General features: G+C 65.4%; 17 protein-coding genes. 12 read left to right on the top strand and 5 right to left on the bottom strand.

Annotated elements, in window-relative coordinates; translation table 11 throughout:
* Positions 1-81: 81 nt before the first annotated feature.
* Positions 82-2211 carry an acetate--CoA ligase family protein gene (locus AC1DS6_RS12725; RefSeq protein ID WP_477102567.1) on the top strand — a complete coding sequence of 710 codons (2130 nt, stop codon included), beginning with the start codon at positions 82-84 and terminating at the stop codon, positions 2209-2211.
* A gap of 110 nt (positions 2212-2321) precedes the next feature.
* The gene (locus tag AC1DS6_RS12720) at positions 2322-3095 is read left to right on the top strand and encodes a fumarylacetoacetate hydrolase family protein (protein WP_441630632.1); all 774 of its coding nucleotides are present in this window, start codon (positions 2322-2324) and stop codon (positions 3093-3095) included.
* A gap of 41 nt (positions 3096-3136) precedes the next feature.
* On the opposite strand, the gene AC1DS6_RS12715 is transcribed toward AC1DS6_RS12720, so the two are convergent.
* From AC1DS6_RS12715 to AC1DS6_RS12705, 3 genes are all read right to left on the bottom strand, one after another.
* Positions 3137-3703: a cupin domain-containing protein gene (locus AC1DS6_RS12715; protein ID WP_441630630.1), complete on the bottom strand. Its 567-nt coding sequence runs from the start codon at positions 3701-3703 to the stop codon at positions 3137-3139.
* Between the two features lie 167 nt (positions 3704-3870).
* Positions 3871-4176: an HAD family hydrolase gene (locus AC1DS6_RS12710; protein ID WP_441630628.1), complete on the bottom strand. Its 306-nt coding sequence runs from the start codon at positions 4174-4176 to the stop codon at positions 3871-3873.
* 98 nt (positions 4177-4274) lie between these two features.
* Positions 4275-5216, bottom strand: coding sequence for a LysR family transcriptional regulator (locus AC1DS6_RS12705; protein WP_441630626.1), 942 nt, complete (start codon positions 5214-5216; stop codon positions 4275-4277).
* Positions 5217-5428: 212 nt separating this feature from the next.
* On the opposite strand from AC1DS6_RS12705, the gene oxlT (AC1DS6_RS12700) reads away from it, so the two are divergent.
* The 7 genes from oxlT (AC1DS6_RS12700) (at position 5429) to AC1DS6_RS12670 (ending at position 16096) form a co-directional block, all read left to right on the top strand.
* Positions 5429-6763 (top strand): oxalate/formate MFS antiporter, encoded by a 1335-nt coding sequence (gene oxlT / locus AC1DS6_RS12700; RefSeq protein ID WP_477102566.1) that lies wholly within the window; start codon positions 5429-5431, stop codon positions 6761-6763.
* 90 nt (positions 6764-6853) lie between these two features.
* A complete protein-coding gene (locus AC1DS6_RS12695) occupies positions 6854-7765 on the top strand; it encodes a LysR family transcriptional regulator (protein ID WP_477102565.1) in 912 nt (303 codons plus the stop codon).
* Positions 7766-7877: 112 nt separating this feature from the next.
* Positions 7878-8138 (top strand): hypothetical protein, encoded by a 261-nt coding sequence (locus AC1DS6_RS12690; protein ID WP_477102564.1) that lies wholly within the window; start codon positions 7878-7880, stop codon positions 8136-8138.
* A gap of 707 nt (positions 8139-8845) precedes the next feature.
* Positions 8846-10162 (top strand): oxalate/formate MFS antiporter, encoded by a 1317-nt coding sequence (gene oxlT, locus AC1DS6_RS12685; protein ID WP_441630618.1) that lies wholly within the window; start codon positions 8846-8848, stop codon positions 10160-10162.
* A gap of 212 nt (positions 10163-10374) precedes the next feature.
* Positions 10375-12084, top strand: coding sequence for an NADH-ubiquinone oxidoreductase-F iron-sulfur binding region domain-containing protein (locus AC1DS6_RS12680; protein ID WP_441630616.1), 1710 nt, complete (start codon positions 10375-10377; stop codon positions 12082-12084).
* A 14-nt stretch (positions 12085-12098) separates the two neighbouring features.
* Positions 12099-14936, top strand: a complete 2838-nt coding sequence (gene fdhF / locus AC1DS6_RS12675) for a formate dehydrogenase subunit alpha (RefSeq protein WP_477102563.1) — start codon at positions 12099-12101, stop codon at positions 14934-14936.
* 143 nt (positions 14937-15079) lie between these two features.
* Positions 15080-16096: a zinc-binding alcohol dehydrogenase family protein gene (locus AC1DS6_RS12670; RefSeq protein WP_477102562.1), complete on the top strand. Its 1017-nt coding sequence runs from the start codon at positions 15080-15082 to the stop codon at positions 16094-16096.
* 208 nt (positions 16097-16304) lie between these two features.
* Here AC1DS6_RS12670 and AC1DS6_RS12665 read toward each other — a convergent pair whose 3' ends face one another.
* Together AC1DS6_RS12665 and AC1DS6_RS12660 are read right to left on the bottom strand one after the other, a co-directional pair.
* The gene (locus AC1DS6_RS12665) at positions 16305-17213 is read right to left on the bottom strand and encodes an alpha/beta fold hydrolase (RefSeq protein WP_477102584.1); all 909 of its coding nucleotides are present in this window, start codon (positions 17211-17213) and stop codon (positions 16305-16307) included.
* 258 nt (positions 17214-17471) lie between these two features.
* The gene (locus AC1DS6_RS12660) at positions 17472-18080 is read right to left on the bottom strand and encodes a TetR/AcrR family transcriptional regulator (protein WP_477102561.1); all 609 of its coding nucleotides are present in this window, start codon (positions 18078-18080) and stop codon (positions 17472-17474) included.
* A gap of 265 nt (positions 18081-18345) precedes the next feature.
* On the opposite strand from AC1DS6_RS12660, the gene AC1DS6_RS12655 reads away from it, so the two are divergent.
* From AC1DS6_RS12655 to AC1DS6_RS12645, 3 genes are all read left to right on the top strand, one after another.
* The gene (locus tag AC1DS6_RS12655; RefSeq protein WP_081862071.1) at positions 18346-18741 is read left to right on the top strand and encodes a helix-turn-helix domain-containing protein; all 396 of its coding nucleotides are present in this window, start codon (positions 18346-18348) and stop codon (positions 18739-18741) included.
* A 594-nt stretch (positions 18742-19335) separates the two neighbouring features.
* Complete coding sequence (locus AC1DS6_RS12650) at positions 19336-20295, top strand: MBL fold metallo-hydrolase (RefSeq protein ID WP_428178644.1); 960 nt, start codon at positions 19336-19338, stop codon at positions 20293-20295.
* Between the two features lie 94 nt (positions 20296-20389).
* On the top strand, positions 20390-22153 hold the full coding sequence (locus AC1DS6_RS12645; RefSeq protein WP_477102560.1) for an FAD-dependent oxidoreductase: 1764 nt from the start codon (positions 20390-20392) through the stop codon (positions 22151-22153).
* Positions 22154-22170 lie beyond the last annotated feature (17 nt).

Here is a 22170-nt window from a genome sequence, read left to right as displayed (position 1 = left end):
AAGCCGCCCGCCCTCGCGCTTTCGCGCAAGGGCGCGGACCGGCTCATCCCTACGCAATCCATGAACAGATGGAGACCTGACATGGCACACAACAAGGACGCGGTGCGGAAGATTCTCGCCGCCGTGAAGGAAGAAGGCCGCAATGCACTGACTGCGCCCGAAGGCAAGCTGGTGTGCGATGCCTACGGCATTTCGGTGCCGGGCGAGGGCGTGGCCAGGACGCCGACCGGCGCAGTCGAGCTGGCTGACAAGATGGGGTATCCGGTAGTGCTCAAGATCGTCTCGCCCGACATCCTGCACAAGACCGAGGCCGGCGGCGTGCTGGTGGGCCTGAAAAGCGCCGCGGATGTGGAGCGCGGTTACCTGACCATCGTCGGGAATGCGAAGAAGTACGCTCCCAACGCCAATATCGTTGGCGTTCAGGTGCAGCAGATGATTACCGGCGGGCAGGAGGTCATCATTGGCGCCGTCACCGATCCGTCCTTCGGCAAGCTCGTGGCCTTCGGCCTGGGCGGCGTGCTGGTGGAAGTGCTCAAGGACATTACCTTCCGCATGGCCCCGGCCAGCCAGGAGGATGCGCTGTCGATGCTCGACGGCATTGCCGCCGCCGAAGTGCTCAAAGGCGTGCGCGGCGCCGATCCGGCCAATCGCGAGGCGCTGGCCGGCATGATCCAGCGCGTGTCGGAGCTGGTGAGCGATTTCCCGGATATCTCGGAGCTTGACCTTAACCCGGTATTCGCCAGCAAGGACGGCGCCATTGCCGCCGACGTGCGCATCGTGGTGGACTTCGCGCCGCAGCCGGAGCGCTATCGCCCCAGCCAGGAAGACATCGTCAGGCAGATGAACCGCATCATGCGTCCCGATTCGGTGGCCGTGATCGGCGCATCAAACGAGGACGGCAAGATCGGCAACTCGGTGATGAAGAACCTGATCAACGGCGGCTACCGGGGCAAGATCTACCCGATCCATCCCAAGGGTGGCGAGATCATGGGCATGACCGCGTACAAGAGCGTGCTCGACGTGCCGGGCGAGGTGGATGTGGCGGTGTTCGCCATTCCCGCCAAGCTGGTGGCCGGGGCGCTGGAAGAGGTGGGCGAGAAGCATATTCCAGGCGCGGTGCTGATTCCCTCAGGGTTTGCCGAGACCGGCAACGTGGAAGGGCAGGAAGAGATCGTCGCCATCGCGCGCAAGCACGATATCCGCTTGATGGGGCCGAATATCTACGGCTTCTACTACACGCCAAAGAACCTGTGCGCGACCTTCTGCACGCCTTACGATGTCAAGGGCAAGGCGGCGCTGTCGTCGCAGTCCGGCGGCATCGGCATGGCCATCATCGGCTTCTCGCGTTCGGCCAAGATGGGCGTTTCGGCCATTGTCGGGCTGGGCAACAAGTCCGATATCGATGAGGACGACCTGCTTACCTTCTTCGAGCAGGACGACAACACCGAGATCATCGCCCAGCACTGCGAGGACCTGAAGGACGGCCGCGCCTTCGCCGAAGCCGCAAAGCGGGTGTCGAAGAAGAAGCCGGTGGTGGTGCTCAAGGCCGGACGCACCAGCATGGGCGCGCGCGCCGCCAGTTCGCACACCGGCGCGCTGGCCGGCAACGACAAGATCTACGAGGACGTGTTCCGGCAGTGCGGCGTGATCCGTGCGCGCTCGCTGCGCGATCTGCTGGAGTATGCGCGGGGGATTCCGAAGCTGCCGACGCCCAAGGGCGAGAACGTGGTGATCATCACGGGCGCAGGCGGCTCGGGCGTGCTGTTGTCGGATGCGTGCGTGGACAACAACCTGTCGCTGATGACCATGCCGGACGATCTCGACGCGGCCTTCCGCAAGTTCATCCCGCCCTTTGGCGCGGCGGGCAACCCGGTCGATATCACCGGCGGCGAACCGCCATCCACCTACAAGAACACCCTGCGCCTGGGCATGGAGGACCCGCGCATCCACGCCATCATCCTGGGCTACTGGCACACCATCATCACGCCACCGATGGTGTTCGCGAAGCTGGTGGTGGAGGTGAAGGAGGAAATGGCGGCGCGTGGCATCGAGAAGCCGATCGTGGCCTCGCTGGCAGGCGACGTGCAGGTGGAGGAGGCAGCCGAGTACCTGTACGAACACGGCGTGCCGTCGTATGCCTACTCCACAGAGATCCCGGTCGCGGTGCTGGGCGCCAAATACAAGTGGGCTCGCGGCGCCGGCAAGATCTGAGGGCAAGACCCAGCGGCAAGGCCGGGCCCGCCGCGCGCGGGCCCGGCTTTCGACAATGTGGGACAAGGGTGGACGCGGGCAGCATGCCGCGCCCGCCGGAGGAGTGGACTGTGCAAACGTGGATTCGCTTCCAGACCGGGGACGGGGAGATCGGTTTTGGCCGTATCGAGGGGGATCATGTCATCGAGTACGACGGCCCCGGCTACGCGCGGCCGGAACCCACCGGCGCGGCTTTGCCGCGCGAGGGGCTGCGCCTGCTGAGCCCGTGCGACCCGGGCAAGATCGTGGCGCTATGGAACAACTTCCATGCGCTGGCGCGCAAGCTCGAAAAACCGGTGCCGGCGCACCCGCTGTTCCTGATCAAGCCGGCGAGCTCGGTGGCTGGCCCGGGCGATGCCATCCTGCGGCCGCGCAGCTATGGGGGCAAGATCGTCTACGAGGGCGAACTGGGCATCGTGATCGGGCGCCGTTGCCGCAACGTGTCGCCGGAAGAGGCCGCCTCGCATATCTTTGGCTATACCGTGGTCAACGACGTGACCGCCGGAGAGATCATTGCCGAGGATCCCGCTTTCCCGCAATGGTGCCGCGCCAAGGGCTTCGATACCTTCGGCTGCCTGGGGCCGGCCATCGTCACGAATTTCGACTGGCGTGCCGCGTGCGTGGTGACGCGGCTGGACGGGGCGGAGCGGCAGAACTACCCGCTGTCGGACCTGATCTTCTCGCCTGAGCAGCAGGTCAGCCTGATCTCGCAGGATCTCACGCTGATGCCTGGCGACGTGATCGCCTGCGGCACTTCACTCGGTGTCGGATCGATGAAGGATGGCGCCGTGGTCGAGGTGACGATCGAGGGCATCGGTTCGCTGGTCAACCACATGCGCGGCTGAGCGGGTGCGCGGGCGCGGGCAAGGCCAGCGCCCGGCAGGCGTCAGAGCGGCAGTGTCAGCAGCAGGGTCAGGGCGGAGGTGTCGCGCAGCCGGACGCGCCCGGCCAGCCAGCGCAATGCGTTGCATGCCGCGGCGCATCCCTTGCGCAGGCGGCGACTGAGCCCCAGCCGTGCAAGTACCCGCAGGGGGACATTCAGCACCAGTGGCACATGCTTGCGGCAGAAGGCGATCTTGCGCACATAGCCATCGACTTCCCACAGCCAGGTGGTGTCGGCGGGGAAATAGCCGATGTCGCCGGCCTTGAGCACATGGACCTGGCCGCCCGGGCTGGTTACCTTCACCTGCCCATCCAGGATAAACACGGTTTCCTCCCAGCCGTAGTACCACTCGAAGGTGCCGGTGGTGCATTCCCAGATATTGGTGGATGCCAGGCCATCGATCGCGCCCGAGTGCTGGGCGGCATGCGTCCGCGGGGCACCGGTACGGATCCAGGATGGTTCGATCGGACAGTTCTGCAATGCAAGCGCACGGGAGCTGGCGAACGTCCCCTCGCGGCGCTGAGCGCGGGCACCGGCTGGTGCGCCGGCTTCGAACATGTTCTGTCCCATGCCAGTCTCCGTTCCTGTGCGTAGTGGGCAGACCATAGCGCGCCACGTTCGCCGGCGGCAGTGCGCTGGCGCACATTCGGCGCGCGCAATACGGCACGCAGCAGGCAGAAAAGGGCGCTTTCCCGCGCCCTTTTCTGCCTGCTGCGTCGTGTCGGGCTACCGCTGCCTTAGTTCGCTTTCTGGCCCATCGCGCGAAGGTAATCGCACTTTTTGTCGAGAATCAGGCGGCTGAGGAAGTCAGCATCGTAGGCGTTGAGCAGGTGCGCGTGGTACTCCTCGATATAGCGCGCGATCCGGCTCTGTTCGCATTCGATACCGCACAGCCACGCGTACATCTCGCTGTCCCAGCGAAAGCGCAGGCCAAGCTCGGTGAATGCGGCGTTGTAGGCTGCGAGTTGCGATTCGTCGTTGGCGCGCGGGGCTGCGGCGTCGGCTTGGGCGGCGGGGCGGGCTTCGAACTGGACCTGGTTCATGATCGGACTCCTCGGGCGGCTATCAAAGGTGGGCCTGAGCTGAGGATAGGTTTGCCGATCAATTAACGATAATTAAAGTTTAACTGAATAACCATAAGTTATCGCTTATGCTTTATCAGCCTGTCCACACCGGTGATGCGCTGGATCAGGCTGGCCCCTTCTTCCATCAGGAAATGCTTGAAGGCGAGCGCCACCGGCGGCAGCCGCTTGTTTTTGCGATGCACCACATACCAGTTGAGCATTACCGGGAACCCCTCGATATCCAGCACGGCGAGATTGCCTGTCTGCAGTTCCAGCCCTACGGTATGCGCCGACAGGAAGGCGATGCCCATGTTGGCGATCACCGCCTGCTTGATGGTTTCGGTGCTCTTGATCTCCATGGCGATGCGCAGGTTGGACAGTCGCCCGGCGAAGCCTTCCTGCATGGAGTTCCAGGTGTCGGACCCTTTCTCGCGCGCGACGAAGGCTTCGTCTGCCAGAGCCGCGAGCGGGACGTTGCGCTCGCCCACCAGGCGGTGGTTGGGCGCGGCAACGATGACATAGGGGTGGGGCGCGAACGATTCGCTGATGGTGTCCATGCCTTCCGGCGGGCGAACCATCACCGCCAGGTCGGTCAGGTTGCCGGCAAGCTGGTGCAGCAATTCCTCGCGATTGTGCACTGCGAGATTGAGCGTCACGCCGGCATGCCGTTGCATGAATTCCGCCAGCAACCGCGGAAAAAAGTAATCGCCGGCGCTGATCACGGCCACATTGAGCCGCCCGCCGGAGATCCCTTTGAGCTGCGACATGGCGTCTTCCGCTTCGCGGAATTGCTGCATGATGCTGCGGCTGTAGTGCAGCATTTCAATCCCGGCCGGCGTGAGATAGATCTTCTTGCCGAGCTGTTCGAACAGCGGGAGTCCGACATGGCCTTCGAGCTGCCGCACCTGCGTCGATACCGCCGGCTGCGTCAGGTGTAGCTCTTCCGCCGCCCGCGAAAAGCTCAGGTGCCGGGCAACCGTCTCGAAAACCTTGAGCTGGCGCAGCGTCGCGTTCTTCATGCACTCATCCGCCCAATCTATAAAGGATCGTAAATGATCATAATAAAAAACTTTATGCTTAGCCGAACTTAGTTTGAACTAGCATCAGTCCACGGATGCACGTGCCGCAATGTCAGGCGCGCTCAATCAAGTAGTGACCAAGGGCTCCCCCTCACAGAGAAGCCTACCCGTCGCGCCGCAGAGCGCGATACGCACTATGCAGGAGACACGACATGGCGCATGACAATATGGCGGCCCCGGGCCGTTCGGGCTGGCTTGGCAATCGCTGGTTCCAGCTGGCAATCGGTGTGGTTTGCATGGGGCTGGTGGCGAACCTGCAGTACGGCTGGACTTTATTCGTGGGCCCGATGAATGCCAAGCACCACTGGGGCGAGTCCGCCATCCAGGTGGCCTTTTCCATCTTCATCGTGACCGAGACCTGGCTGGTGCCGCTGGAAGGCTGGCTGGTCGACAAGATCGGCCCGCGCCCGGTGGTGGCGGGCGGCGCGCTGTGCGCGGGGCTGGCCTGGGTCATCAACGCCTATGCGACGAGCCTGCCGCAGCTTTACCTCGCGGCGGTGATTGCCGGCATCGGCGCCGGCGGCGTCTACGGTACCTGCGTGGGCAATGCGCTCAAGTGGTTTCCGGACAAGCGCGGGCTGGCCGCCGGCCTGACTGCTGCCGGCTTCGGCGCGGGCTCGGCGCTCACCGTGATCCCCATCGCCAACATGATCCAGCGCTCCGGCTACGAGCACGCCTTTATCACCTTCGGCATCCTGCAAGGCATTTGCATCCTGCTGATGGCCTTGCTGCTGGTCAAGCCGCGTCCGCCCGCCGGCGCCGTGGCCGCCAAGGCGGTGCTGACCAATCCCATCGAGTTCACGCCGGGGCGGATGGTGAAGACGCCTGTGTTCTGGGTCATCTACGCGTCCTTTGTGGCGGTAGCGGCGGGCGGCATCATGGCCACCGCGCAGTTGGGACCGATCGCCCGGGACTTCGGTTTCGCATCGATGCCGGTGACGATGCTGGGATTCACGCTGCCGCTGCTTACCATGACGCTGTCGATCGATAACCTGTGCAATGGCCTGACGCGGCCGCTGTGCGGATTCATCTCGGACCGCATCGGGCGCGAGAACACCATGTTCTTTATCTTCATCGGCGAGGGGCTGTCGCTGCTCGGCCTGATGCAGTTCGGCCACAACCCGTACTGGTTCATGACGTTCGCGGCACTCACATTCCTGTTCTGGGGCGAGATTTTCTCGATCTTTCCCGCGCTGTGCGCCGACACCTTCGGCAGCAAGTTCGCTGCGGCCAACGCGGGCACCCTGTACACCGCCAAGGGCACGGCAGCGATGCTGGTACCGCTGGCCTCGGTCCTGTCGGCGCGAGGCGGGTGGGACGCGGTCTTTACGGTAGCGGCGGCCGTGACCATCGCCGCCGGACTGTCCGCCAAGTTCGTGCTGGCCCCGATGCGAAGGCGGTTTATCACCGGTCATGTCGAGTCCCTGGTGCCGGCGGCCGACAGCCCGGCCTACCTGGCGGGACTATCCCCCCGCAAGAGCGACTGAATCCCCAGCCGGGCCCGGACCGCGTCAAGCGAATCCGGGCCCGATTGCCATCACGATGCGCCGCGCCTCATGCATACAGAAGGGGTAATCATGAATATTTCGCTTCCGCAGTTGAAGGCCTTTGCCGCCGTGGCGCGACAGAAGAGCTTTACCCGCGCCGCAGCCGAGCTTGGACTCACGCAGTCCGCCATCAGCCGCAGCGTGCGCGAGATGGAAGACGAGATCGACCAGCGCCTGTTCGACCGCACCACACGCCAGGTCGAACTCACTGATGCCGGCGAGCACCTGTCGCAGCGCATCTGCCACCTGATCGAAGAAGTCGAGCAGACGCTGCGCGAGAGCCAGGGTGCTGGCAAGCCGTGCCAGGGCACGGTGCAGATTGCGTCCGATCCGGTGTTGTCGTCGATGTCGCTGCCTGGCTGGCTGGCGGGTTGCCGGGCGGCATGGCCAGGGATTGGCATCTGCCTGAAGGACCGCTCGCACGAGTCCGTGTTGCAATGCGTGCGCAGCGGCGAGGTGGACTTCGGCATCTCCACCAATCCGGAGGCGGGAGACGATCTGTATTGCGAAGCGCTGTGTTCGGATCCGTTTCACGCCGTGCTGCCTTCGCAGCATCCGCTGGCCTCGCGGGAGACGATAGGATGGGGCGATCTCAACGATGCCAACGTGTTGATGCTGGACCAGCACTCGGGGATCCAGCCGGCCGTGGAGCAGGCGTTTGGCGTTTATCACGTGCGCGCGGGGTCGCTGCAGGCGCTGGGGCATTTTGCGGCGATTTTCGGCATGGTGGCGTTGGGGCTGGGCATCGGGATCGTGCCGTCGCGGGCCAATTCGGCTGGCTTGAGCCCAGCTGCGGTGATGAGGCCATTGCGGCCGCAGGTCACGTCTTCGGTGATGCTGGTGAGGCGCAAGAGCCGTTCGCTCAAGCCTAATGCTGCCGCCATCTGGGATGCGCTGCGGGGGATGGAGTATGAGCAGGCGTTGGTGGCGCGGGTGGGGTAGGGCGGAGCGGCCACCGCCTGCGGGGAGCGGCACAGGGGCTGTTGCTGAGATGTCAAACTTCTTCTGATATATTACATACAGGATATTTACACATAGTGCGACGCAGCATATAATGAAAACTCCTACCCACCATCCTTACTGGAGTTTTCTGATGGACAGCGCTCTTCTTCTCGGTCTCGCCCTTGGCCTGGTTTCGCTTGGCGTTGGTGTCACCTTCCTGATCGCCACCCGCGTGCCTACCCTCGTGCTGATCCGCGCCCAGGAGCACGGTCGCTTTGCCGGCCTCGGCGCGTCGCAGGAAACTGCCGGTGTTGGCCGCGCCAGTCCCGCCGCAACCGGGGTGAGTGTGCAACCTCAGCTGGCCCGCGCCTGATGCTGGCGTGGTGTGATCGGCAGAGCCCGGCTGCCGATCGCTGCCACTACGCTTTGGTTGAGGCCCTACCCGCCAAGTATTCCTTTTGGCTTGTCTGCAGAGCCACCCCGGGTTCCGTTTTTCACTTTGTTCGGTCCGATATCCTGGCGTGCCGGTTGGTTGCGACCGCCGCTATTGCGCACTGGTCTGAACGCAGCCTGCGCTACAGGCACGCGTATGCATCAAGCCTGCGCCTCTCCGCTCTTCTTTCCTGAAGGGCCAGACATTCAGCACATTCACCCGTTCGCGAGCCTGACCTTATCTAGGGACTTTCCCGAGGGTGGGTCTTGATGCTTTGGGCCCGAGCACTCCGCACGCCCCGTTTCCAATTGCGTTTACCGCTATTCCCCACGCCCCATTGATGTGGCGCGGCGCTCTAAGTCATTGATCCGTCAGCAGGCCATTCTGGCGTGGCCGCCTGCTTTGATGCGCGTGGCGCACGAGTAACCTGCGTGCCGCCTTCTGGTGCGCCACCGCGGCGCTTGCCACACGATTTCAGTGGATTCCGAGTCGCCCAAAAGCGTCTTGACTATATTGATATATCACATACTGTATAGCACTGAAACGACCGCAGTATCGGGGATGGCGCACAGGAGCGCCATCCCGAAGAGGTGTCCGAAGACGCCCTTTCCACATAAGGCGGCCCTGCCCGCCGTAAGGAGACACCAATGGAACATCAGCAAAACGCGCCCGAGTCACGCTTTGCCTCACCTTGGGTACAGCTCGTTTTTGGCGTGATCTGCATGGCGATGATCGCCAATATGCAGTACGGCTGGACGCTGTTCGTCAATCCGATCGACGACAAGTACCACTGGGGCCGCACGGCGATCCAGGTGGCATTCACCATCTTCGTCGTCACCGAAACCTGGCTGGTGCCGATCGAAGGCTACCTGGTCGACAAGTATGGCCCGCGTCCCGTGGTGGTGGGTGGCGGCCTGCTGTGCGCGATTGCGTGGGCGTTGAACTCCGTGGCTTCGTCGCTGCCGATGCTGTACTTCGCTGCGGCGGTTGGCGGGGTAGGGGCGGGCGCGGTCTACGGCACCTGCGTGGGCAATGCGCTCAAGTGGTTCCCCAACCGGCGCGGGCTGGCTGCGGGGATCACCGCAGCCGGCTTTGGCGCGGGCTCGGCGCTCACTGTGGTGCCGATCGCCAACATGATCAAGAGCAGCGGCTATGAGGCCACCTTCCTGTGGTTCGGACTGGGCCAGGGCCTGATCGTGTTCTTCCTGGGCATGGCGCTCTATCCGCCTTCTGCCAAGGTGCTGAACCAGGTCACGAGCGCGGTCAAGACCGCCGCCTACAACGCCTCGCCGCGCCAGGTCCTGTCGTCGCCGATCTTCTGGGTGATGTACGCCATGTTCGTGATGATGGCGGCTGGCGGCCTGATGGCTACCGCGCAGCTCGGCCCGATCGCCAAGGACTTCGGGCTGGATGGCGTGCCGGTTTCGCTGCTCGGCCTCACGCTGCCGGCCCTGACCTTCGCCCTGACCATCGACCGCGTGCTCAATGGCCTGACCCGTCCGTTCTTCGGCTGGATCTCGGACAACATCGGCCGCGAGAACACCATGTGCCTGGCTTTTGCCATCGAAGCGGTCGGCATCCTGCTGCTGGCCAGGTACGGGCAGGATCCCATCGCATTCGTGGTGCTGACCGGCGTCGTGTTCTTCGCCTGGGGTGAAATCTACAGCCTGTTCCCGGCCACCTGCGGCGATACCTTCGGTCCCAAGTTCGCTGCCACCAATGCCGGGCTGCTATACACGGCCAAGGGCACTGCGGCGCTGCTGGTGCCGTTCTCCAGTGTCATCACCGCCGCGACCGGCGACTGGCACGCGGTCTTCATGCTTGCGTCCGGCATGGCAGGGCTGTCCGCCTTTCTGGCCCTGTTCGTGCTCAAGCCGATGCGGCAGGCGCACGCCAGGAAGTACGTGCATGCCAATACCGCGGCGCCGATGGGATACCGCGCGGTGCCTGAGGACCTTACCTGAGAGGCGCGTTGGGCCGGCTGCAGGCGGTAGCTTGCCTGCGCGTGGCGGGAATAGGGATATGATCGAAGGCAACGCCCCGCCCGCGCCGCCCGCCCCCGGCAGCGCGGCCGCCGGGCGGGCAAGGCAGGATAAGACCAGAGCGGCGGGCAAGCGTGTCAAGCGCTTGCCCCGTTGCCATTCGGCACCCACGAGAGACAGTCACCGAGATTGCCATGAACCCGGTCGTCATTCCCATCGCGGTCCAGGATATCGGCAAGCAGCGCAAGCGCCGTCAACCCAAGGGGCGGCAGGCCGATCCGGCCGCGCTGGCCGAGGTGAGAGCCTTGCTGGGCGATGCCTCCCGCCGGCGCGACCTGCTGATCGAACACCTGCACGCCATCAACGACCATTACGGCCAGCTCGCCATCCCGCACCTGGTGGCGCTGGCGCACGAGATGCGGCTGTCGCAGGCCGAGGTCTACGAGGTCGCCACTTTCTATCACCACTTCGACGTGGTGCGCGAGGATCCGGATGGCGCGATCCGGCCGCCGGCGGCCGTGACGGTGCGCGTGTGCGAAGGCATCGCCTGCGAGCTTGCGGGTGCCCGCGACCTGCTCGCCAGGCTGCCGGCCCTGCTGGGCAGCGAGGTCAAGGTCGTGGCGGCGCCGTGCATCGGCCGGTGCGAGCGCGCGCCCGCGGCGCTGGTCGGACAGAATCCCGTTGATTTCGCCAGCGCGCCAGCCATTGCCGGCACGGTGGCCGCGCGCGCCGTGCGGCATAAGCCGGAAGCCTATCTGGGCTACGACGACTATCGCGCGCAGGGCGGCTACCAGTTGCTGCGGGACTTGGCCGCGGGCGAGCGCGATTTCGAATCCGTGCTTCGCACAATGGAGGATTCCGGCCTGCGCGGGCTGGGCGGAGCGGGTTTCCCCACCGGGCGCAAATGGCGCATCGTGATGGCCGAGGCGGCGCCGCGCCTGATGGCGGTCAACCTGGACGAGGGCGAGCCAGGCACCTTCAAGGATCGCGTCTACCTGGAACGGGATCCGCATCGCTTCCTGGAAGGCATGCTGATCGCCGCCGCGGTGACGCAGGTCTCGGCGATCTATCTCTACCTGCGCGACGAGTATGCCGGTTGCCGGGCGGTGCTTGGCGAGGAACTGCGCCGCCTGCATGCCGATCCGCCGGTGCCGGGTTTGCCTGACATCCAGCTGCGCCGCGGCGCCGGTGCGTATATCTGCGGCGAAGAGTCGGCCATGATCGAATCGATCGAAGGCAAGCGCGGCATGCCCAGGCTGCGTCCGCCTTACGTGGCGCAGGTCGGCTTGTTCGGCCGGCCCACGCTGGAGCACAACTTCGAGACGCTCTACTGGGTGCGCGAGCTACTGGAGAAGGGCGCGGAATGGTTCTCCGCGCAGGGGCGCAATGGCCGGCATGGCCTGCGTTCCTTTTCGGTGTCGGGGCGGGTGAGGCGGCCGGGCGTGCATCTGGCGCCGGCGGGCATCACCGTAAGGGAACTGATCGAGGAGTACTGCGGCGGCATGCAGGACGGCCACGGCTTCTACGGTTACCTGCCGGGCGGCGCCTCCGGCGGCATCCTGCCGGCGTCGCTGGGCGACATCCCGCTGGATTTCGATACGCTGCAGCCCTACGGCTGCTTTATCGGCTCGGCCGCTATCGTGGTGTTCTCCGAGCAGGACAGCGCCGTTGCCGTGGCGCGCAACCTGATGCATTTCTTCAAGCAGGAATCCTGCGGACAGTGCACGCCATGCCGCGTGGGCACCGCCAAGGCGCTGGATGTGATCGGGCAGCCGAAGTGGGACCTGCCCGCGCTGGCGGACCTGTCCGCGGTGATGCGCGACGCCTCGATCTGCGGGCTGGGGCAGGCCGCGCCCAACCCGGTGGATTGCGTGATCAAGTATTTCCCGCAGGAACTGGCCTGAGCCGCGAGGACGATATGAATGCACTGACCCGCGCCGAACGTGCGCAAGTCGAAGCCTCCTCCGGCACCACGGTGACTTTTCGCCTGAATGGCCGGGAAGTCTCCGCAAGGCCGGGCGAGAGCCTGCTCAAGGTGGCGCAGCGCGAGGGCTTTGACGTGCCGCACCTGTGCTACAAGGACGGCCTGGACACCGCCGGCAACTGCCGCGCCTGCATGGTGGAGATCAAGGGCGAACGCGTGCTGGCGCCGTCATGCTGCCGTTACCCGGCTCAGGGCATGGACGTCGAGACCGGCTCGGAGCGCGCGGTGCGCGCGCAGCGCATGGTGCTGGAGTTGCTGCAATCCGATATGCCCGAGGCGCACTACACGCGCAACAACGAACTGGACCAGTGGTCCGCGCGGCTGGCAGTCGGCAAGCCGCGCTTTGCGCCGCGCGCCGCGGTGCCGGCGGACTTGTCCCATCCGGCCATCGCCGTCAATCTCGATGCCTGCATCCAGTGCACCCGCTGCGTGCGCGCCTGCCGCGACGAGCAGGTCAACGATGTGATCGGCCTGGCCTTTCGCGGCGACCACGCCGCGATTGTGTTCGACATGGACGATCCGATGGGCGCTTCCACCTGCGTGGCCTGCGGGGAGTGCGTGCAGGCCTGTCCGACCGGCGCGCTGATGCCCGCGCGCGACGCGGCGCTGCCGGTGCCGGAGCGCCAGGTGGATTCGGTCTGCCCGTATTGCGGCGTGGGCTGCCAGCTCACCTACAACGTCAAGGACAACCGCATCCTGTTTGTCGAGGGACGCGACGGCCCGGCCAACCAGAAGCGCCTGTGCGTGAAGGGCCGCTACGGTTTTGACTACGCGCAGCATCCGCACCGGCTCACCGTGCCGCTGGTGCGGCGCGAGGGTGTCCCCAAGCGCGGCGATTTCGTGATGGACCCCGAACGCGTGATGGACGTATTCCGCGAAGCCAGCTGGGAAGAGGCGCTCGCGCTCGCGGGCGGCAAGCTGGCAGGCATTCGCGATACGCACGGCAAGCGCGCGCTGGCCGGCTTCGGTTCCGCCAAGGGCAGCAACGAAGAGGCTTACCTGTTCCAGAAGCTGGTGCGCACCGGCTTCGGCAGCAATAACGTGGACCATTGCACGCGGCTTTGCCATGCCTCGTCGGTGGCGGCGCTGCTTGAAGGGATCGGCTCGGGGGCGGTGTCCAACCCGGTGATGGATGTGGCTCGCGCCGAAGTGGTGATCGTGATCGGCGCCAATCCCTCCGTCAATCATCCGGTGGCGGCGAGCTGGATCAAGAACGCGGTGAAGAACGGCACCAGGCTGATCGTGGCCGATCCGCGCCGCTCCGACCTGGCCCGCTTCGCCCATCGTTTCCTGCAATTCCAGCCCGATACCGATGTGGCGCTGCTCAACGCGATGATGCATGTCATCGTGGATGACGGGCTGGTCGACAAGGCGTTCATCGCCAGCCGCACCATCGGCTACGACGAACTGCTGCGCAATGTGGCCGCCTACAGCCCGGAGGCGATGGCGCCCATCTGCGGCATCGATGCCGACACCATCCGTTATGTGGCGCGCATGTATGCCACTGCCAAAGCCTCGATGATTCTCTGGGGAATGGGCATCTCCCAGCACGTGCACGGCACCGACAATGCCCGTTGCCTGATCGCGCTGGCGCTGATGACGGGGCAGATCGGCCGGCCGGGCACGGGGCTGCATCCGCTGCGCGGGCAGAACAACGTGCAGGGCGCTTCCGACGCCGGCCTGATCCCGATGATGTACCCGGACTACCGGCGCGTCGACGATCCCGAGGCCATCACCCGTTTCGAGTCGCTGTGGGGCGTGCCGCTGGACCACCAGCCGGGACTGACCGTTGTCGAAGTCATGCAGGCCATCGAGCGCGGCGAAGTACGCGGCATGTACATCATGGGCGAGAATCCGGCCATGTCCGATCCCGACGCCCGCCATGCGCGCGAGGCGCTGGCGGCGCTGGACCACCTGGTGGTGCAGGATATCTTCCTGACGGAGACGGCCTACCTGGCCGACGTGGTGCTGCCGGCATCGGCGTTTCCGGAAAAAACCGGCACCTTTACCAACACGGACCGCACCGTGCAGCTCGGGCGCCAGGCGATCGATCCGCCAGGGCAGGCGCGCCAGGACCTGTGGATCATCCAGCAGATGGCGGCCAGGCTCGGGCTGGACTGGCCGTACGCGAGCGTGGCCGATGTGTTCGATGAGATGCGCCACGCCATGCCCAGCATCGGCGGCATTACCTGGGAGCGCCTGCAGCGCGAGAACGCGGTGACCTACCCCTGCCGTGCCGAAGGCGATCCCGGCGAGCCCGTGATCTTCACCGACGCGTTTCCCACCGCGACGGGCAAGGCCCGCTTCGTGCCCGCCGACATCATTCCCGCCGCCGAGCGGCCCGACGAGGAATACCCGACAGTGCTGATCACCGGGCGGCAACTGGAACACTGGCACACCGGCAGCATGACGCGGCGCGCCGGCGTGCTGGATGCGATCGAGCCGGAACCGGTGGCGCTGGTGCATCCGCTCGACCTCGCCGCGCTCGGCGGCCGGCCCGGCGACCTGGTGACGCTGGCCTCGCGCCGGGGGCAGGTATCGCTGTTCGCGCGGGCGGACGATAGCACCCCGCGCGGTGCCGTGTTCGTGCCGTTCTGCTACTACGAGGCCGCCATCAACAAACTCACCAATGCGGCGCTGGATCCTTTTGGCAAGATCCCGGAATTCAAGTACTGCGCGATCCGGATGATGCTGGGCGGAGAGATGCCGCGGCAGTCCAGCTACGGAGGCGGGCAGATCCTGGCGGGGACGATTCCGGGGACGACGCAATAGGGTAGGGCGACGCTTGGCCATTTTCCGGATTTTCGGGAAATTGATTGTTGTATTTTCCGGCTAATCAATGCGGGCAGACGGGACTACGCTATGGTCATGGCGCGGTCCCGTGCCGCCGAGAACCTGCTTGAAGGAGCCCTGCAATGAAAGCTGTTGGCCTGACCCGTTACCTTCCGGTCGACGACCCGCAATCCCTGGTCGATGTCGAGATTGCAACCCCCGTGCCTGAAGGCCGTGACCTGTTGGTCAAGGTGGCGGCGATTTCAGTCAATCCTGTGGATACCAAGGTACGGGCCCCGAAAGACAAGGTGGAGCCCGCCGTGCGCGTCCTGGGATGGGATGCCGCCGGCACGGTCGCCGCGGTCGGGCCGGATGTGACGCTGTTCAAGGTGGGCGATCCGGTCTTCTACGCTGGCAGCATTACCCGGCCCGGCGCCAACAGCGAGTTCCACCTCGTCGACGAGCGCATCGTCGGCCATAAGCCCGCCTCGCTCGACTTTGCTCATGCCGCGGCCTTGCCGCTGACTGCGATCACGGCCTGGGAAGCCTTGTTCGATCGCCTGGGCGTGTCACCCCGGGGCGAGCACGCGGGGCGTTCCGTGCTCGTGATCGGCGGGGCAGGGGGCGTGGGCTCCATCGGCATCCAGTTGGCCAGGACCCTGGCGGGGCTGACCGTCATCGCCACGGCGTCGCGGCCCGAGTCGGCCGCCTGGTGCCGCAAGCTCGGTGCTGACCACACCATCGACCATCGCGGCGACATGCCCGCGCAACTGCGCAGCCTCGGGTTTGCGGAAGTCGATTACATCCTTTGCTTCAACGATACCGACCGACACTTCGGCACCATGGCAAGCGTGATCGCCCCGCAAGGCAAGATCTGCTCGATCGTGGAGAACAGCGGCGAACTGGCCGTGGGCGACCTGAAGAGCAAGAGCGCCACGTTTGTGTGGGAGTTCATGTTCACCCGCTCGATGTTCGGCACGCCGGACATGGTCGAGCAGCACCGGCTGCTTAACGAGGTGGCGCGGCTGGTCGATGCCGGCCGGCTGGAGACCACGCTGGGGGAGCACCTCGGGCGTATCGATGCGGCCAACCTGCGCCGGGCCCACGCCATCCTGGAGAGCGGGCGGACGATAGGCAAGCTGGTACTCGAAGGGTTTTGATGCGAGGCTGGCGGGCGGTCTGGCAACGGGGGGGGGGCGGCCGGTACGCCGGCCAGCGTTTTTTCTCCGATAAGCAATTAACCGCCAGGAATTCTCCCCAGCCACCAATAGTGGGTATGTGGCATGCCACATACCCACTTGGCCAACAGGATTGCTGCGGCGAACTGGCGAGGAGGGGCAGTTTCCCGCTAGTCTGGCCGGTCCAGGTTCAGGCTTGGGCTTCGACCTCGGCCATGCGCGCCGGCACACCGAGGGACGATGTGCCGACAGTGCCGCCGATGAATGCCACCATGCGCGCGATGACAGCTGCGTCATGTAGCACGCGGCGATGCCCGAGCCCGTCCGTGGCCATCAGTTGCGCACCGGGCCAGGCGCCGGCAATTGCCGCGCCGTTTTCCCAACCGACTTCCTTGTCCTGGCGGTCGTGGATCACCAGGGTCGGTGGGACCGGCACGGCGTTGCCGAGCGCGGGGACGTTGAAGGCCGACCACGGCATGCCCAGCCAGCGCTCGCTGTTGCGCTGCATGCGCGCGAGCACACCGGGGCCAATGCCCAGCCGCCAGGCCAATGCCGCGGCGGCGTTGTGCATGTCCGCCGGCGGGCCGATCATCACGGCAGCCCGCAGGTGCAGGCCTTCGCGCATGGCCAGCGCCAGTGCGGCGCTGCCGAGCGAATGCGCGATCACGGCGTGGACCGGTCCGGCATGCCATGCCGTGGCCAGCAGCGCGCGCGACATTTCCACGACGGAGCTCTGGCCAGTGCCACGCGCGCCCGCGTCGGAGCCGCCGTGCGATAGCGCGTCGAAGGCCACCACGCGCATGCCTGCGGCCAGCAGCGGCGCGACCAGGGGCTGCCATTGCGCCGCATGGCCGCCCCAGCCGTGGGCCAGCAACACCGTGGGGCCCTCGCTGCCCCAGCGATAGACACGCACACGCCGGCTCGCTCCCTGGCCGGTCACCAATGCCCAGTCAACGCGGGCACGGGCAAGCAACTCCCGGCCCGCGCCATCGGGGGCTTTGCCATGGGGTGGGCGGAACCAGGCGCGTTCCAGCGCGCGCGCGGCGCCGGCGGGGTAGAGGAGGCCGGCCAGTTGCCAGCCAAGGCGCGCCCAGCGCATCGGGCTGCTTGGTACCGGCGCGGATTGCCGGGTTTTGGTGGTTGGGTAAGTCGCTTGCGTCACGGCGGGCACCTCCAGCAAATATTTACAATGTCCTGAGTGGGGTCTGCGGTTTCGGGGACCATGGCATCCGATAAGACCGACCAGTCGTGCTATTTCTTATTTCAAAAAAAGACGACGTCCGGTCGTCCCGTATTTCGCCCTGATTTATCTCATGCGGCGTCGCGGCGTCTCGCAGGCGGTCCCGTAAGTGCCGCGCTACTTGCGCTCCGGTTGTGCCACCTCGGCACGCCTGAGCAGGGCTTCGAAGGCGCGGCGCGCCATGATCTCGGTGTCCTCACGGCCCAGCAGCTTGAAAGACTGCTGAAACGACATGCCGATGCCAACCATCTCGAAGGCGAATTGCCGCGCGTCTTGCGCTTGGGAAAGGTCGCCTTCCTCGATGGCGTCGGTCACGGCCCGGGCGATGAGGCTGTGCCAGTCCTTCAGCGATTGCACCACCTGATCCCTGATGGTGCCTGGGCGGTCGCGGTATTCCTGGCCCAGCGCCATGAACAGGCAGCGGCCCCTGTTGACGGATCCGCCAAGCCAGAGCATGTAGCCTTCGAAGAGGGCTTGCACCCGCCGCGTGCCCCTCGGCTGACGCATGGCCGGCCGGATGACGACATCGGAGAAGCGCTCTAGGGCCAACGCCAGGACGGCTTCCTGCAATGCCTCCTTGGACTTGAAGTGGGCATACAAACCACTTTTCGACATACTGGTGTCGGCCGCCAGCGTGGCGAGCGACAACTGCTCGAACCCCACCTGCGCGGCAGTGTCCAGGGCTTGCTCGATGATGGCTGCGCGGGTGAGTTGACCTTTTTGCATTCGGCAAGAATAGCACGACCGGTCGGTTTGTCAATATTGTGTTAGTGCGCTCTCGTCAACCTAAATCCCGGCCGTCCGTTATGTCACCACGGAGGCAGAAAATTGTGCTTTATTGGACCTATTGACAGGCGTGGATATGCCTGCTTCAGGTACTCTCAAGAAATCTGCACAAAGTGTTGCGCTGATTACATACGGAACGCTTTGCGTGCTCTATACTCGAATGCACGTCCGCGCACTTTTTTTTCACTGGTGACTGGAGACCGACATGAACAGTACAGCCGTGCCTAGAGGCGCTAGCGAACCGTTCCGGCAACTGCGGGCGTTGCGCCGAGCGCGAAAGCTCAAGCAGGAAGACGTCGCCCGTAAGGCCGGGATCTCCCGGGAAGCCTACTTGCGGGCCGAATCGGGTCAAGCCGACCCCCGCATGTCGACTTTCCTAGCGGCTTGCGAGGCGCTGGGCCTGGAAGTGGTGCTGGCTCCCCAGCATCTTGCAGCAGACGTCAACGCATTTATTGCCAGCCGCAATGGCGGTGTCACGGCCGCTTCCATGGCCGGACAGGCGCCTGCCGCGACACCCACCGCCGCCACCAGCCCTGCACCGGCCACCCCGGTCAGCACGGGCTTCGCGTCGGGCCCGGGCGAAGGTCACAAGCCAGCCTGAGTGTTCGTGCTGGTCCCGCTTTCGGGACGGGCCGGCGCACGCTTGCCATACCTTCAGCGGGCACACCCCCCTGTGCCCGCTGAAGGAGTTTTGCCCGCCTGCCTGGCATGGCCTGGTGCCAGCCTGGCTGGCTGACGCTTGCCCTCTTTTGACGGCTTCGGCCCCTGCGCCGTGGCTGGCCTGTCGGCTATTGCCCGCCGCCTTCCGGCGTTCTCCCCGTGTTCTCCGTATACGCCTGAGCATCTCCGCGCACCGCCTCGTCACGTGCTGTCTCGTGCCGCGCCGTGCTCCCGTCGCTGTATTTCACGCCTAACCTAGAAGCCTGAGCCATCCGGATTTCTCGGCTGTCAGCCGGTCTGCGAGCAGGATGCGGGTTTGACACGTCCGCAGGCTGGGATTACGATATGGTAAATGAATTACGGATTGTGTAATTTTAGGTGATGTTACCAGCCCGGCAGAATGCTGGAAGCGCACCGGCGGTGTAATTCACCAGGCGCCACTGTCCCCTGTGGTGCTGCCTGCCGGCTGGCGGCAAGGCGGCACTACATCCCGTCAGGCGCCGGTTCCACTAGAAAGAACGAGACAGGAGCAGCCATGAGCAAGGCCTTTGCATCGCAGGCGGATCTGCAGGAAAAGCAGGTCACCTTCACCAAGCTGTCGGAGAACGCTTACGCGTATACCGCGGAAGGCGATCCGAATTCCGGCGTGATCATCGGCGACGACAGTGTGCTGATCGTGGACACGACCGCTACGCCGGCAATGGCGCAGGACCTGATTGCCCGCATCCGCGCTGTTACCGACAAGCCCATCAAGCATGTGGTGCTGTCGCACTATCACGCTGTGCGGGTGCTGGGCGCTTCGGCCTACTTCAGGGAAGGTGCGCAAAACGTGATCGCCAGCCGCGGCACCTACGAGATGATCGTGGAGCGCGGCGAAGCCGACATGAAGTCCGAGATCGAGCGTTTCCCGCGGCTGTTCGCGGGTGTCGAGACCGTGCCTGGACTGACCTGGCCCAACGTGGTGTTCGAGCGCGAATTGACGTTGTACCTGGGCACGCTCGAAGTCAAGGTCATGCACCTCGGAGCCGGTCACACCAAGGGCGATACCGTGGTGTGGATTCCGTCGCAGAAGATCCTGTTTTCCGGCGACCTCGTCGAGTACGACGCGGCCTGCTATTGCGGCGACGCGCAGCTCGAGGAATGGCCGGCTACGCTGGAAGCGCTGCGCGCACTGGACCCGGTGGCGCTGATCCCCGGCCGAGGCCCGGCGCTCACCGATCCCGAACTGGTGGGGCGCGGCCTGGACTACACGCGCGACTTCGTCAGCACGCTGCTGCAGCGAGGCAAGGAAGCCGTGGCGCAGAAGCTCGACCTGAAGGGCGCCATGGCGCATACCCGCGCTGCCATGGACGACAAGTTCGGGCAGGTCTTTATCTATGAGCACTGCCTGCCCTTTGACGTGGCGCGTGCCTACGACGAGGCCAGCGGCATCAAGCATCCGCGTATCTGGACCGCGCAGCGTGACAAGGATATGTGGGCGGCGCTGCAGGAGTAGCGCGCGGCCGGGGATGGCATGCCGGCAGCGCGGCCCACCCGCAGCGTTGCCGAGAGAACCGCGCCAGCGGTCATGGCTGGAGGATGGAGACAAGATGGAAACCAATTACCAGGCCTGTACCTTCGCGTACCAGCCTTGCGCAGAGCAGAGTGCGCCGCGGCCAGGCGCCGGCGGCCATCCGGTCCATCCCGTCGTGGTGATCGGGGCCGGCCCGGTCGGGTTGGCCACGGCAATCGACCTGGCCCAGCAGGGTGTGCCTGTCGTGCTGCTGGACGACGACTGCACGCTCTCCACCGGCTCGCGCGCGATCTGCTTCGCCAAGCGCACGCTGGAAATCTTCGACCGCCTCGGTTGCGGCCAGCGCATGGTGGACAAGGGCGTGAGCTGGAACGTCGGCAAGATCTTCTTCGACCAGGAGCTGGTCTACAGCTTCGACCTGCTGCCCGAGTGCGGGCACGGCCGGCCGGCCTTTATCAACCTGCAGCAATACTATGTGGAAGGTTATCTGGTGGAGCGCACGGCCGAACTGGCCAACCTGGCGATCCGCTGGAAGCATCGCGTGGCGGGGCTCACGCAAGATGGCGACGTGGTGACGCTGGATGTGGAAACGCCCGATGGCAACTATGCCCTGCAGGCCCGCTACGTGGTGGTGGCCGACGGCGCACGCAGCCCGGTCCGCCATGCGATGGGCCTGGAAAGCAAGGGGCGCGTCTTCCATGACCGCTTCCTGATTGCCGATGTGAAGATGGCGGCGCCCTTCCCGAGCGAGCGCTGGTTCTGGTTCGATCCGCCGTTCAACCGAAACCAGTCGGTGCTGGTGCATCGACAGCCGGACAATGTCTGGCGCATCGATTTCCAGCTTGGCTGGGACGCCGATCCGGAGCTGGAAAAGCAGCCGGAACGGGTAATCCCCCGCATCCAGGCGTTGCTGGGCGATGGTGTCGAATTTGCACTGGAGTGGGTCAGTGTCTATACCTTCTCCTGCCAGCGCATGGATCGCTTCCGCCATGGCCGCGTGCTGTTCGCGGGCGATGCCGCGCACCGCGTTTCCCCTTTCGGGGCGCGTGGCGCCAACAGCGGCGTGCAGGACGCGGAGAACCTCGCCTGGAAGCTTGGGCTGGTGCTGGCGGGCAGCGCGCCGGATGCCTTGCTGGATAGCTACGCCAGCGAGCGCGAGCACGCCGCCGACGAGAATATCCGCCACTCAACTCGCTCTACCGATTTCATCACGCCCAAGACACCCATAAGCCGCGTCTTCCGCGACGCCGTGCTGACGCTGGCACGGCAGCACGGTTTTGCCCGCCAGCTCGTCAACAGCGGGCGGCTGTCGGTGCCGGCGGTGTTGCACGCGTCCCCCCTCAACACGCCGGATGCGGCCGACGAGCAGGGCGAGGCGAAGTTCACGGGGCTGATGGCGCCAGGCACGTCGTGCGCCGATGCGCCGGTGAAGGTGGACGGCCAGGCCGCGTGGCTTTTGCGCCAGCTGGGCAGCCAGTTCGCCGCGATGGTCTTCGCGGACGCGGGCGCTTTGCCGGCACTGGCGCTGACCGCCTTGCAGGCGCTGGCCTGCGGACAGGTCCGGCTGGCAGTGCTGTGCGTGGTCCCGGCAGGTGGCGGCGAGACGCCCGGCGCACCTGCCGGCGTGCGCTTGTTCGAGGATAGCGAAGGCCTGCTGGCGCGCCGCTACGACGGGCGGCCGGGCACGGTCTACCTGCTGCGGCCTGACCAGCACGTGTGCGCGCGCTGGCGGGCATTCGATGCCGGCCAGGTGCAAGCCGCGTTGCGGCGGGCGCTCGGCTGGCAGGAAGACGGCGCCGCCGGTGACGAACGTATTGCCGCGGCCACGGCCGTGGCCTGAGACGTTAGGGAGACATG

The organism is Cupriavidus sp. 05L310 (genome assembly GCF_056398185.1).
Note: the sequence above shows the minus strand (reverse complement) of the source record. Positions and strands in the feature narration are given on the sequence as shown.